General features: G+C 33.8%; 14 protein-coding genes. 11 read left to right on the forward strand and 3 right to left on the reverse strand.

The annotated features are described in order from the left end of the window. Positions 1-27: 27 nt before the first annotated feature. The 3 genes from L6651_RS06300 to L6651_RS06310 are packed head-to-tail and all read right to left on the reverse strand — an operon-like array spanning position 28 to position 2771. Entirely contained in the window at positions 28-1287 is a 1260-nt protein-coding gene (locus tag L6651_RS06300) for a dihydroorotase (RefSeq protein ID WP_237037119.1), read from the reverse strand. Beyond that, entirely contained in the window at positions 1281-2246 is a 966-nt protein-coding gene (locus L6651_RS06305; RefSeq protein ID WP_237037120.1) for a biotin--[acetyl-CoA-carboxylase] ligase, read from the reverse strand. Before L6651_RS06305 ends, L6651_RS06300 begins: the two co-directional genes overlap by 7 nt. A gap of 3 nt (positions 2247-2249) precedes the next feature. Beyond that, positions 2250-2771, reverse strand: a complete 522-nt coding sequence (locus tag L6651_RS06310; RefSeq protein ID WP_237037121.1) for a biotin transporter BioY — start codon at positions 2769-2771, stop codon at positions 2250-2252. A gap of 1852 nt (positions 2772-4623) precedes the next feature. On the opposite strand from L6651_RS06310, the gene L6651_RS06315 reads away from it, so the two are divergent. The 11 genes from L6651_RS06315 to pta all read left to right on the forward strand — a co-directional run bounded on the left by L6651_RS06315 (position 4624) and on the right by pta (position 14376). Next, positions 4624-5238, forward strand: coding sequence for a hypothetical protein (locus L6651_RS06315; RefSeq protein ID WP_237037122.1), 615 nt, complete (start codon positions 4624-4626; stop codon positions 5236-5238). Positions 5239-5264: 26 nt separating this feature from the next. Beyond that, on the forward strand, positions 5265-5957 hold the full coding sequence (locus L6651_RS06320) for a response regulator transcription factor (RefSeq protein WP_237037123.1): 693 nt from the start codon (positions 5265-5267) through the stop codon (positions 5955-5957). Continuing rightward, a complete protein-coding gene (locus tag L6651_RS06325) occupies positions 5944-8163 on the forward strand; it encodes a sensor histidine kinase (protein ID WP_237037124.1) in 2220 nt (739 codons plus the stop codon). Before L6651_RS06320 ends, L6651_RS06325 begins: the two co-directional genes overlap by 14 nt. A gap of 24 nt (positions 8164-8187) precedes the next feature. Continuing rightward, entirely contained in the window at positions 8188-8748 is a 561-nt protein-coding gene (locus tag L6651_RS06330) for a hypothetical protein (RefSeq protein WP_237037125.1), read from the forward strand. A 92-nt stretch (positions 8749-8840) separates the two neighbouring features. Next, entirely contained in the window at positions 8841-9398 is a 558-nt protein-coding gene (locus L6651_RS06335) for a hypothetical protein (RefSeq protein ID WP_237037126.1), read from the forward strand. 99 nt (positions 9399-9497) lie between these two features. Beyond that, positions 9498-10265 (forward strand): ParA family protein, encoded by a 768-nt coding sequence (locus L6651_RS06340; protein WP_237037637.1) that lies wholly within the window; start codon positions 9498-9500, stop codon positions 10263-10265. Positions 10266-10269: 4 nt separating this feature from the next. Next, positions 10270-11106, forward strand: coding sequence for a ParB/RepB/Spo0J family partition protein (locus L6651_RS06345; RefSeq protein ID WP_237037127.1), 837 nt, complete (start codon positions 10270-10272; stop codon positions 11104-11106). 1 nt (position 11107) lies between these two features. Beyond that, positions 11108-11752 (forward strand): cyclodeaminase/cyclohydrolase family protein, encoded by a 645-nt coding sequence (locus tag L6651_RS06350; RefSeq protein WP_237037128.1) that lies wholly within the window; start codon positions 11108-11110, stop codon positions 11750-11752. Next, positions 11753-12910 carry an aminotransferase class V-fold PLP-dependent enzyme gene (locus tag L6651_RS06355; RefSeq protein ID WP_237037129.1) on the forward strand — a complete coding sequence of 386 codons (1158 nt, stop codon included), beginning with the start codon at positions 11753-11755 and terminating at the stop codon, positions 12908-12910. After that, positions 12897-13400, forward strand: a complete 504-nt coding sequence (locus L6651_RS06360; RefSeq protein ID WP_237037130.1) for a DUF4446 family protein — start codon at positions 12897-12899, stop codon at positions 13398-13400. The genes L6651_RS06355 and L6651_RS06360 overlap by 14 nt, the downstream gene beginning before the upstream one ends. Before the next feature lies 1 nt (position 13401). After that, the gene (pta, locus tag L6651_RS06365) at positions 13402-14376 is read left to right on the forward strand and encodes a phosphate acetyltransferase (RefSeq protein WP_237037131.1); all 975 of its coding nucleotides are present in this window, start codon (positions 13402-13404) and stop codon (positions 14374-14376) included. Positions 14377-14424: the final 48 nt, after the last annotated feature.

Genomic DNA, 14424 nt, shown 5'->3' on the forward strand with positions numbered 1-14424 from the left:
GCCCCCTTCACCAAGAAGGGGGTTATTTTATCCTCTATAAACAACCTTTCCACCACAGATGGTGTACTTAACAACACCTTGCAGTTTCATTCCCACATATGGAGAGTTTTTTGATTTTGAAACAAATTCATCATAGACTATTTCTTCATCGGGATTAAAGATTGTTATATCCGCAGGAAAATCTTTTTTTATTTCTCCCGCAGGAAAGTTAAATAACTTTGCAGGGTTTAGAGACATCTTTTCAATAAGCTGTTGAAGTGTTAAGTGTCCCGGCTTTACAAGTTTTGTTATGGAAAGAGACAGTGAAGTTTCAAGTCCAAGGATGCCACTAGGTGCCCTTTCAAATTCCCTTTCTTTTTCCTTCATAGTATGGGGAGCGTGATCCGTTGCAATCATATCCACAGTTCCATCTTTCAAGCCTTCAATTAGCGCAAGTCTATCTTCCTCTGTTCTAATTGGTGGGTTTATTCTTGCAAGGGTTCCAATTTTTAAAACATCTTCTTCGTTTAAACTAAAGTGGTTTGGCGTTACTTCGCAAGTTGCGTTTACTCCAAGCTCTTTAAATAATTTTATTATTTCCACCGACTCCTTGCATGAAATATGTTGAATATGGATGTGGCCCTTGGTGCTTAGTCCTATTGCCAAATCCTTTGCAATTTGTGAATATTCCGAAACCTTTGATGCGCCCTTTACATTAAAGGCCTTTGCAACTTCCCCTTCATTTACTCCATGAGAACCTAACATATCCGAGTCCTCTTCGTGTAGACTCACTGGAACATTTAATTTATATGCCCTGTCTAATGCATCTTTTAAAAACTTTCCGTCTTTAATCACAACACCGTCGTCACTAAGACCAACAGCACCAAGTTCAATTAGCTTTTCAAAGTCTGTAAACTCCTTACCATTTAACTTTTTGCTTACTGTGGCAATGGTCTTAACATTTATGGGACATTTTTTCGAACGCTCTAAGAAGCTCTTCAATGTGTCTTCATTATCCATGGTTGGATTGGTGTTACCCATGCAGACAACTGTGGTAAATCCGCCCCTTGCAGCTGCATTTGCCCCAGAGTATATATCTTCTTTATGAGTAAAGCCTGGGTCCCTAAAGTGCACATGCACATCCACAAGGCCAGGGGAAACTACAAGACCCTTTGCATCTATAATTTCTTCACCATCTTCACTTAAGTCCTTGGCAATTTCTACAACTTTGCCGTCTCTAATTCTAATATCCAAAACCTCATCCACATTATTTTTAGGATCGATTACATGACCATTTTTAATTAACATATGTCCTCCTTAAGTTCCACGCTTCCAGTGTTAAGATGTATGACTTTGTCTTTTGTATCAATAACAAGAGAATAATTTTCATCAATATCAATTACTTTGCCTCTTTCTTTTCGCCCTTCATAGTCAAAAGTAACGGTACGGCTTTTAAGATACGACTTTTCTCTATAATACTTATAAAACTCTTTAGAATCAATATTTTTATAATGGTAGATTACATTATCAATTAATCTTGCAATAAACCTTGCCTTAACTTCTTCATCAAAGTCTTCAATAATATAACCGGCAATATTTGAAATATCATTTGGAAAAGCCTTTGGCTTAAAAAGATTTACCCCAATGCCCAAGACCGCATAGGATAAATTTAAATGTTCAAAGTCCATGGAACCTTCAGTTAAGATGCCGCAGACCTTTTTATTGTCAATAAAGATATCATTAACCCATTTTATCTTGCTATCCTTATTAGTAAACTCTTCAATTGTTTTAGAAACAGCAACAGCAGCGGAAGTTGTAATGTTCAATGCCTTCTCCATAGAAAACTTTGGACGAAGGAGCATGGACATATACACTCCCGTAGAATCAGGAGAGTAAAAGGACTTACCCTGCCTACCCTTTCCATTTGACTGACTTTCTGAAATAACAGTATAGTACTCAGGATAATTTTTATTTGCAAGAACCTTCAAATAATCATTGGTAGAAGAAACTTCGTCAAGGTACTCAAGGGAAATTTTATTTTCACATAGGGATAGAATATCCTTTCTAAAACTCTCCCTGCTCTTTCTTAATAGACGATAACCATATTGGTTTTTTGCCTCTATGTCAAAGCCTTCGCTACGAAGCTCTTCAATTGCCTTCCAAATGGCATTTCTTGTAACTTGAAGCTCCAGTGCCATCTTGGTGCCAGGAATAAAATTATTTATATTTTTTTCCAAAAGTTTAAACACTTCATCCTTTAACTTCATAATCTAACCAACTTTCTTTAATAATCTTGCAATATAATCTGCTAATAAAATCTTTAAAACATCAGGAATTATAAATGGAATTACACAAAGGGACAGCGCCTTTGAAAAACTCATGGTGGATTTCGTGTACATATTTATAAACCAAAAAGTTCCAAATATGTAACATATAATAAGGCCAATAAACATAGAAAAGTATCTGTAAGACCTCTTGTCAGGCAAAAACTCCAGAAGATTTCCAGTAACGATTGTAGTTAATAAGAATCCTAAAATATATCCACCAGTTGGCCCGGCGATTGTTGCAACCCCAGACTTAAAACCAGAAAAAACTGGAAGGCCTACAAGGCCAAGGGCAATATAAGAAATCACAACAAAAAATCCCTTCCATGTCCCAAGGACAAGAATAGTTAAGAAGATTGCAAAAGTCTGCAGAGTAAAAGGCACCATCATAGGTATGGATATCCATGAAGATATAACCATAACCCCAAGCAACATTCCCATAAAAGCAATATCCTTTGATTTATTCATTTAATCCCTCCTTAGTAAAATGTTATGTATTTATCTCTCGATACTTTAGCGTATTTGTAATAAATTTATTTTGCTTTTATATTTCAATTCATATTTCGTTTACGCATCGCTTATGTTTATATTTCAATTCATATTTCGTTTACGCATCGCTTATGTTTATATTTCAATTCATATTTCGTTTACGCATCGCTTATGTTTATATTTCAATTCATATTTCGTTTACGCATCACTTATGCTTTTTAATTTCATTTTACTTTTGTTTTTAGTAACACTTATATTTTTTTTTGTTTTTCAATTAACATTTAGTTTTCATATCGCTTATGTTTTTTTATTTTAGTTATTCATTTCATTTTCACGATTAACTTCATTCTAACTATTAACTTTTCATTTCATTTTTAATCTTAACTTATATTTCTTTACATCGTAATTACTTCCACATCCCATCTCTTTATACTATATTCCCACGACAGGGTGAACCTGTCAACCGAAATATCAAAATCAAGTTGACAGGATTGTTAGGCGATAACTTTAAGATGGTAAGTACTATAGGTATTGATATAGGAAAGAGATTTAGATACGAATAGAAAGAGTCACAGGTATTGATGTGAATGAAAAATATCATTGTAATTGATATGGTTAAAGAAAACTTAAAGATAAAATTTTTAGTCGTCTTATTTTCCTTTTTAATTAAAATTCTATTTCAATTTATGTTTTGATATGCTTCTTACTTGGTTTCTTAAATTATTTTATTTTATACACTCTCTCGACAACGCAACCTGTCAACTGAAATATCGAAATAAAGTTGACAGGATTGTTAGGCGATAATTTTAAGATGGTAAGTACTATAGGTATTGATATAGGAAAGAGATTTAGATACGAATAGAAAGAGTCACTGGTATTGATGTGAATGAAAAATATTATTGTCATTGACATGACTAAAGAAAACTTAAAGATTAAATTTTACAGTCGTCTTATTTTCCTTTTTAATTTAAAATTCTATTTCGATTTATGTTTTGATATGCTTCTTACTTGGTTATATAAATGATTTTATTTAATACACTCTCTCGACAACGCAACCCGTCAACTGAAATAATGAAAATAGGTTGACGTGATGGGTAGGCTAATTACTAAAGAATAAAGGATGAGTTATTTTTTGTTGAGAAATGAATTTACTGACTGGGTGAAAAAGTAATAAAATCTTCCTTTGTCATAAGAAGTAATAAAGTTGTTATATTGATGTAAAAGTAATTTGATGAAAGAAATAAAGCTTAGTAGGTAATGATACGGATACTAGTAAAGATATTTTAGAGATATAGAATATAGATATCTCAAGGGAATATTAAAAATTTATTTGAACTTTCTAAAATTTACTAAAATATTTTAGAATTACAACAAAGTCTCTCGACAATGCAACCTGTCAACTGAAATATTGTAAACAGGTTGACGGGATGGGTAGGCTGATTTTTTATATTGATGAGTAGGATAGTTTAATGGTAATTAACAACATGGTTACTCATATGATTGATAAAAATTAAGTAGAGAAAGATTGGAGTCATTATTTTAAACATTTCTAAAATAATAACATAGCTTAAAGTTTTTCCAGACAGCTTTTAAAAATATTTTTTAAAAGAACGATGAAAATACTAAAGACATGTAACCTTAGCGAAAAATTAATTTATTTCTGTTTAAAGGGTGTAAGTAAAGAATTAAAACATGTAAAACTTCAAATATTTCAATTTTTTTCAAATTGTAAGAATTTTGTAATAGTTATGTAATAATTTTGAAATAATTGGATTGTATACTTATAGTAGGAAGAAAAATAAATCAAAGTAATGATAAAGGAGTGAGGGTTATGAAAAAAACTTTATTACTTTTAATGATAATTGGTTCAACTCTTTTTGGATCTTATATGCTATATGGAAATGAAGAGGATATGCCTAATGATGCAAATTTAACTGTAAATAATAGAACTTCTGTAAATTTCAAAAACATTGGACTATATAATGGAAATTGGGCAAGTATTTTGTCTGATGTTAGGGAAAATAAAATCGATCACTCTAAGAATTACTATTTCAACTTAAAGGACTTGGAAAGTAAGGATGAGTGGTGCTTAAAGGGAATTGACAACGACGGCAAAGAATATTTTTCATATGTAAAATTAAAACCTGGTGATGAGCTTGTTGTAAAAGATATTAAAAATGGAAAGCTTATTACAAATAGTGACTGTGAACCAGGAAAGGACTTAAGTAATTTTGATATGGCATCTCTTATTTCAAACTGGGAATATAGAATCGACAATGACAAAATTGTTTCTAGGTTTGTTTGCAAGTACAAACACAGCACAAAGGTTATGGGAAAGGACAACAAGATTAATAGTTCTAAGATTACATCTCCTAATAAGAGTTCACAAGTTTTTGGAGAAAAGGGTAAAAAGAATCTTTCTTGGATAGAGATTGTGTATAATTAAAGTATCAAAGACGGAAAGAGGATTTTATGATAACTTACAATATTTTAGTATGTGAAGATGACAAGAGTATAGGAAACTCAATAAAAATATTTTTGGAGAACAAGGGATACACTGTTTTTAATGCATATAATGGAGTTGAAGCTCTAAAGATTTTTGAAGAGGAAAGTATTCATCTAGTTATTATGGACTTGATGATGCCTTTAATGAGTGGAGAAGAAGCCATAAGGAAGCTTCGTAAGGACACATATGTGCCAATTATAATCTTGTCTGCAAAGTCGGAGGAAGAGGACAAGGTCAATGGGCTTAACATTGGCGCAGACGACTATATTACAAAGCCCTTTAATGCAAACGAGCTAGTGGCAAGGGTAAACTCCGCCATAAGAAGGTTCTACAGATATACTGAAGATGAAAACAGTGATGACAAGATTGAAGTTTCCGATGCAGTTCTTGATTTAAATAAAAAAATTCTTGAAATAAATGGACGAGAAGTTCATCTAACCTCCATTGAGTTTGATATATTGAAGCTACTTATGTCAAACCCAGGGAGGATATTTTCAATGGACGAAATTTACGAAAGGGTTTGGAACGAACCGGCAATAGAGTCAAAGACCGTTTCAGTACATGTAAGGCGAATTAGGGAAAAGATTGAGATTGATCCTAAAAATCCAAGGTACCTAAAGGTTGCATGGGGGGTAGGTTATAAATTTGAAGCAAGCTAATTTAGATAGAGAAATGAATTTCAAAGTGGATATGAAGTTGGTTTTAAAGAGGATGCTCGTAGCTCTTTTAATACTTGCCATTTCAACTGGAACGGGAATTTTTTTCTATAAAAATTATGGACAACTTAGTGAAGATGAAATTATTCCATACTATTTAAATAATGGTTTTGGAAGTTATACGGAAAACAAAAAATATAACAACTATATTGACGACTACTACAACACTGATTTGTTTATCGACTATTATTTTAAATATGGTGACTTTTATCCATCTGACTCAATGGGTCACCCAATTGAGACAAAGAATAGTGAAGAGGAGATATTCGAAGATGCAAAGCCTGAAGATTACTCTGTGCTAAGCAATATAAAAGAAAAGACCATAGACGGATTTGAGTCCTATTACAACGACAACGACTTTGTATTTTTGTCAAAGGGACACATAAAAGACGGTAAGCTGGTCTTCGAAGGCAAGGAGCTAAAGAAGGAATATAAAAAAGCCATTATTCCAATTGTAAATAGCTACATGAATAATATCATATACGAAAATCAAACAAGATATATTCCTAAAACTAGTCCCGACTTCAACGACAAGAATTTTAATGAGATGCAAAACTCCAATGAATCTGACATTGAATACATCTACGCAGATGACGGCGAAGAAGTGGTGGGAGTAAATATAATTACTCCTAAGTACAAGACTGCAAAGCTTGAGAGCTTTAATATTGGAATGACAAGGGATAAATATGAAAACAATCCGATTATAAAACACCCGACTAAACTTGTGTTTTCATATGGATTTTTGCCTGGGAGTATGGCAATGGCAATTTTGTTTTTAATTTATGACTCATTTTCTGATTTTGATAAATACAAAAATCTTCCCGTTGTAAAGGCCTTTAGAAAAACTCCCATTGAAATAAAAATATTATTTTGGGTTGGACTAATTTTGCTATCAGGAATAGTATTTAACTATCCAGTGAGGTTTGGAGACATAAACTATATAAACATAAGCTACATCTCGTCAATAACAGCACTAGTACTATTTTCCTTTGCTGTTATATTAATAGAAAGATCCATTATCCTTCAAATCAAATTAATCTATAGATATGGATTTAAAGAGGCATTTTTAGGAAATTCACTTATTGTAAGTGGATTTTCAATGACAAAGGACTACTCGAAAATTGGAGCAAAAAAATTAATTAAGAAGATAAAGACCCTTCAAGGAGATATTGGAGAGTATTCATTAGTTAAGATTGCAGCCATAGTTGCGATATTCTTAATTCTTATGTTAATTGGACAAACTCTTGAAGTTAGCTGGCTTCTCACTCCAGTAATCGCATATATAATAGGGAAGGTCATATATGATTGGTCAAGGAGTATTTCAAAGATTAATAAACAGAGTAGTCTAATTGCAGAAGGAAACTTCGATGAAAAAGTGGACGAGGACATTCCACACTTCCAAGTGATTGCAAAGAACTTCAACACCATTGGAGACAATATAAATAAATCGGTAGAAGAAAAGGTTAAGGCGGAGAGATTAAAGACTGACCTAATTGCAAATGTAAGTCACGACTTAAAGACGCCACTAACATCTATAATTTCATATTCGTCACTTCTTAAAGATGAGGACACCCCTGAAGAGATGAAGGAAGAATATGTTGATATTATCTATGAAAAGGCAACGAAATTAAACAATCTTATTGAAGACTTATTCCAAATCAGTAAGATTACAAGTAACTCCATACAGTTCAATAAAGAAAAAATAGATATAGTTGCATTTATAAACCAGGTTACTGGGGAATTTAGAGACGAGTTTGACCAAAAGGGAATGAAGCTTATACTAAACGAGCCAGAGTATCCAATATACTGTCTACTGGACGGGCAAAAGACCTACAGGGTATTTGAAAACCTAATTACAAATATACTAAAATATTCACAGGACAACACCCGTGTGTATATTACACTGGATGATGGCGGCGACAAGGTTCGAATAACACTTAAAAATATTTCTAAGTTCGAACTGGATATCTCACCAGAAGAATTGCAACAGAGGTTTATAAGGGCGGACAAATCTCGAAACACCGAAGGAAACGGCCTTGGACTTTCCATTGCCACATCATTTGTGGAAGGGCAAGGTGGAGTTTTCAATATGGAAATAGACGGTGATTTGTTTAAGACGATTATTTATTTTAAGAAGTTTGAGGAGTAAATGTAATCTGCAAAGGAGGTAGAGATGAAAAAGCTAAGCATAGGTTTTTTAATTTTGTTAATGGTGGTTTTTACATCTTGTAATAAGGATGTAAATAAAGTAAATACTTCTAATTCAAAAGACGGAGTAAATACTACAGAGGATGTAAGTGCTACGGATTCTAAAGTCTCATCAAGAAGCACAAGAAACGATGAACTAAGATTTAATTTTCTTGGAGCAGAACAGGGTTATATTGGATTTGAACTCTTCTATGAAGGCCATGAAGATGATGTGGAAGATTTATTTCAAGAACTCGACAAGGTAAAGGAAGACGACCAATATGAATTCATAGGATATATCACTCTTATTCATGAAAATAAATCAATTAACTTTGACTTTCCAACTGACTCTGAAGAGCTTGCTATAAATATTGAAGAGTACGACAATGGAGAGAAGAAACAAAGCTGTGCAGCATTAAAAAAGGGAGATAAAGGCTTTGAACTCATTACAAAGATATATGAAAGTGCTTTAGAGTCTTCTGGGCTTTCACCGGAGATAATTCAGAAGGCCTATGATGAAAATTTCAGTTTAAATAATTTAAAATAATTTTTATGCCCACTGACGGCGATTTGTTTAAGACGATTATTTATTTTAAGAAGTTTGAGGAGTAAAAACAATAATCTCCTAAGGAGGCAGAGATGAAAAGGCTAAGCATAGGTTTTTTAATTTTGTTGATGATATTTACATCTTGTAATAAGGATGTAAATAAAGTGGATACTTCTAATTCAAAAGACGGAGTAAATACTACAGAGGACGTAAGTTCTATGGAGTCCAAAATCTCAACAGAGAAGATTAGAAAAGATGAACTAAGATTTAATTTTCTTGGAGCGGAACAGGGCTATATTGGGTTTGAACTCTTCTATGAAGGCCACGAAGATGATGTGAAAGATTTATTTGAAGAGCTTGATAAGGTAAAGGTGAATAATCATTATAAATTTATTGGGAACACTACTCTTGTTCATGAAAATAAATCAATTAACTTTGACTTTCCAACTGACTCTGAAGAGCTTGCTATAAATATTGAAGAGTACGAAGATGGAGAGAAGAAACAAAGCTGTGCAGCATTAAAAAAGGGAGATAAAGGCTTTGAACTCATTACAAAGATATATGAAAGTGCTTTAGAGTCTTCTGGGCTTTCACCGGAGATAATTCAGAAGGCCTATGATGAAAATTTCAGCTTAAATAATTTAAAATAATTAATCATACCCACTGTGAAGGTGGGTATTTTTTATGTGCATTTTTTTAAGCTGAAAAAGCCACTATTTCTATGTTATAATAAATTAAGAAAGGAAGGTATTATGAAAACAATTTGTATTTTTAATCAAAAGGGCGGAGTGGGTAAGACCACCACTGTTGTGAACTTGTCCTGTGGCATGGGAATAAGGGGAAAAAAGGTTTTGGTTTTAGATATGGATCCACAAGCCAACACCACTTCAGGACTTGGACTTGATAAAAACAATTTAGACAATTCAATATATGATTTATTTTCTTCATCTACTCATGACATAAATGATTTAATTCATGAAACTACAAGCGAAAATGTTCATATAATACCTTCAAATATACAGTTATCCGGTGTGGAAATCGAACTTATCAGCATGGAGGAAAGGGAGTTTTATGTTAAAAAGGCCATAGAGTCTTTGGAAGACGAATATGATTTTATTTTTATAGACTGTCCACCGTCTTTGGGACTATTAAGTATAAATGCCCTTGTGGCTTCGGACTCTGTTATAATTCCAATTCAATCTGAGTACTATGCTCTTGAAGGACTTAGCCTTATTATAGAAACAATTAATCTTGTGAAAAAGTCTTTGAACAGCTCTTTAGAGATTGAGGGAGTGCTTTTGACAATGTATGACGGAAGGAATAACCTTTCTATTGAAGTTGAAAAGGAAGTTAAGAAGTACTTTAAAGACAAGGTGTTTTCTACGATTATTCCAAGAAATGTACGACTTGCAGAAGCGCCAAGTTTCGGTGAATCGATTTTTACTTACGACAAAAATTCTCTAGGAGCGGCGGCTTTTAAAGATTTGACTAAAGAGATAATAAATAATAACAGGTGATTAGATGACTAAGAGAAAAGGTTTAGGAAGAGGCTTAGGCTCACTTATTCCACAAGACAGCATAGAAAAGTCCCTGATGGATTCTGATTTAGGTTCGGAAATACTTGAGCTTGATATAGAAAAGATATACCCAAGGCACGACCAGCCGAGAAAAGAATTTGACGAAGAGAGTTTATTTGAACTAAAGGAGTCAATTGAAGAGTTTGGTATAATTCAGCCAATTATAGTTAGAAAAGTAGACTCAGAATATGAAATAGTTGCAGGAGAGAGAAGGTATAGGGCCTCTCTATTGGCAAATTTAAAAAAGGTTCCTGTTAGGATAATCGATGCCACGGACAAAGAGATTATGGAGATGTCCGTTATTGAAAATATTCAAAGGGAAGATTTAAATCCCTATGAAGAGGCAACTGCATATGAGGAACTTTTAAGAACATATAATTATACTCAAGAGGAGCTTGCAAAAAGGCTTGGCAAGTCCAGATCTTATATTGCAAACACCATTAGACTTTTGAAACTTGACCCTAAGATATTAGAATATTTGAAGCAAGGGGACATAACTTCAACTCAAGCGAGAACTCTCCTTTCTATAAAGGATGAGAAAGAGCGCTTTAAGATGCTTGAAAAATTATTGATGAACAAGTCATCTGTTAGAGAAGTTGAAAAGAGAACCACAAATAAAAGACCAAAGGATATTTACAAAGTCGAAATTGAAGAGAGACTTGTAGATTTTTTTGGAACTAAAGTAAATTTAAAGCCTAAGAAAAAGGGTGGAAAGATAGAAATCCTCTATATGAGTAATGAGGATTTAGATAGAATATTAGAAATTTTGGGAGGTATTTAAAATGTATATTGATATGGATTTAGTTAATTTTCTAGAAAAAGTTAAGGGACCTGAAATGCCAGGAGGTGGCTCTGTAGTAGCTTATACTGGAGCGCTTGGTGCAGCTCTTACACTTATGGTTGCAAACCTAAGTTTTGGTAAGAAATCTTTTGAAAAGCTAGACGACGACATAAAAGAACTTGTTAAAGCAGACTATGTTAAGATGGAAAATAAAATTGAAGAGCTTAAGCTAATGGTTGAAGCAGACGCCAAGTCCTTTGACGCAGTTCTTGAAGCTATGAAATTACCAAAAGAAACTCCTGAAGAAAAGAAAATTAGAAACGAAAAAATGCAAGAGGGATATAAGACAGCTCTTGAAGTACCTCTAAAGACTTGTGAATTAATAATTGACTGTATGAAGCTTCAAAAATCATTTGCAAAATATGGAAATATTTGGGCAATAACTGACCAAGGTGCTGGAACTGCACTTCTTTATGGCAGTGGAGAAGCTGTGTTATTAAATGTAATCATAAACCTAGAATCAATTGAACCGGGAGATTACAAAGACGAAATAGTTAAAAAATTAGAAGACTATCAAGAAACATTAAAAGCCCTTCACGAAGAGCTTATGGATAGTTGCTACAATAGATTGAAAGAGATGAAGTAAATGATTTATTTTGACAATGCTGCTACTTCTTGGCCAAAGCCTGAAATAGTTTATGAAAAGACAATGGAGGCGATGAAGGATTTTGGAGCGAATCCAGGACGAAGTGGTCATGCCATGTCTTTAAAGATGGACAGGGAAATCTTTAACGCCAGAGCAAAAGTTGCAGAGTTTTTTGGAGGGGACAATCCTCTAAACTTAATATTTTCAAAAAACTGTACAGATGCACTAAATATTGCTATTAAGGGAGCCTATAAAGAAAAGAGCCATGTAATAACTTCTGCGCTAGAACATAACTCTGTACTAAGGCCGCTTGTTCATTTAAGAGATGAGGGCCATATAGAGCTTACAATAGTTGAAGCGAAGGAAAAGGGCATGCTTAATCCAGAAGACTTTAAAAAAGCCATAAGGGACAACACTGACCTTTGCGTAATAACTGGAATGTCAAACTTAATTGGAACTATTACTCCTCTTGATGAAATAATAAAAGTTCTTAAAGAAAAAGATATCTTTGTCATTGTGGATGGGGCCCAATGTGTAGGATACCTAGACATAGATGTAAAAAAACAAAATATAGATATACTTTGCTTCCCTGGACACAAGTCACTTCTTGGACCTATGGGCACAGGTGGACTATATATAAACACAGATAGGGTTTTAAGAACTGTTGAAGAGGGTGGTACTGGATCTTTTTCACAAGATTTAAACATGCCAAAAATATATCCAGATAGACTTGAAGGAGGTACTTTAAACGGACCTTCCATTGTAGGACTTGGATATGGAATAGACTTTATTAATGAAACTGGACTTGAAAAGATAAGAGAACATGAAAATGCACACAGAGATAAATTTATTGAAGGAGTAAAAAATATTCCTGGGATTGAATTGTATGGCCCATTAGACGAAAGACAGGGACCTGTAGTTACACTAAATCTAGAGGGAATTGACTCCTCAGCCCTTGCATATAAGCTTGACCAAGATTATGGAATAGCAACAAGAGCAGGTTTCCACTGTGCACCACTGGCACACAAGGCAATTGGAACAGAGGAAAAGGGCGCTGTGAGATTTAGCTTTTCTTACTTTAATACCGATGAAGAAATAGATAAGGGCATAGAGGCTCTTAAAAACATATCTAATGAGGTAAAAAGTGGAAACATTTAAGACGATAGTACAAACGGGAAGCTTCTTTTTATTCATATTATTAGCGCTTCTTATGTTTATAGCTTTTACAAATATCTTTAAATTGAATAGAAAAATAAACAGGCTTAAAAGGCGATATGACAATATATTAAGAGGTAGAGGAGAGCTCAACCTAGAAGAGATACTGTTGTCCCACTCTGAAGACTTAGACAAAGTTATAATATCCCAAGAGCAGATAAAACAAAGGCAAGACGCTTTAGAATCGGTTATAACTAAAACAGTTCAAAAGGTTGGTTACGTTAGATATGACGCCTTTCCTGAACTTAGAAATAGACTTTCTTTCTCCCTTGTGCTTCTAGATGGAAAGGACAATGGAGTTATAATTACAAGTATTTATGGAAGAGATAACTCCGTAACTTTTTCTAAGGTAGTAGAAAAGGGAAAGGTTTCGGAAGATTTGTCGGAAGAAGAGAAGGCGTCTTTGGAAATGGCATTAAAACAAGGAGAATAAATTGGACATAATTAAAAATGTTAAAGATAAAATAGAAGGAAAAAATATAAAGATTGTCTTTCCGGAAGGGGAAGATTTAAGAATATTAAATGCAACAATTAGACTACAAGAAGAAGGCATCATCCATCCAATACTACTGGGAGATGTTGATGAAATTAAAAAAGTTGCAAGTGAAAATGACCTTGATATTTCAAAACTTGAAATACTTGACATGGAAAACTACGAAGAAAAAGAATTGTTACTTAAATCCCTTGAAGAGAGAAGAGCAGGAAAGAATACGAAAGAAGAATGTGAAGAAATGCTTAAGATTCCAAACTACTTTGGAACCATGCTAGTTCATACAGGAAAGGCTTCAGGACTTGTAAGTGGAGCTGTAAACTCAACTGGGGACACAGTTAGACCAGCACTTCAAATAATAAAGACAAAACCGGGCATTTCAAGAACAAGTGGCGCAATGCTTATGCTTGGACCAAATGAAGAGCTATATGTATTTGCAGACATTGCAATAAACATCGAATTAGACGCTTCACAACTTGCGGAAGTTGCAAACTGCTCCGCAGAAACTGCGAAATTATTTGGGTTAGATCCTAAAGTTGCAATGCTTTCATTCTCCACAAAGGGTTCTGCAAAGCACGACTTAGCAACAAAGATGGCAGAGGCGACAAAACTTGCAAAGGAATTAAACAAAGATTTAGTAGTGGACGGAGAAATGCAATTTGATGCAGCTATTTCACCTGTAGTTGCAGAGAAGAAGGCGCCAGGTTCAGAAGTTGCAGGACAAGCCAATGTATTTATATTCCCAGACCTACAATCTGGAAACATCGGTTACAAGATTGCCCAAAGACTTGGAAACTATGAAGCCATAGGACCAATCTTGCAAGGTTTAAACAAACCAATATCAGACCTTTCAAGGGGCTGTGTAGAAGAAGATATTTATAAAATTGCCCTAATAACTGCGGCACAATCATTACAATAATAAATTAGTAGTTTCGGAAAATCCGAGACTACTTTTTTTATTGGGTAT

Source organism: Mediannikoviicoccus vaginalis (genome assembly GCF_928097925.1).
Lineage (GTDB): Bacteria > Bacillota > Clostridia > Tissierellales > Peptoniphilaceae > Mediannikoviicoccus > Mediannikoviicoccus vaginalis.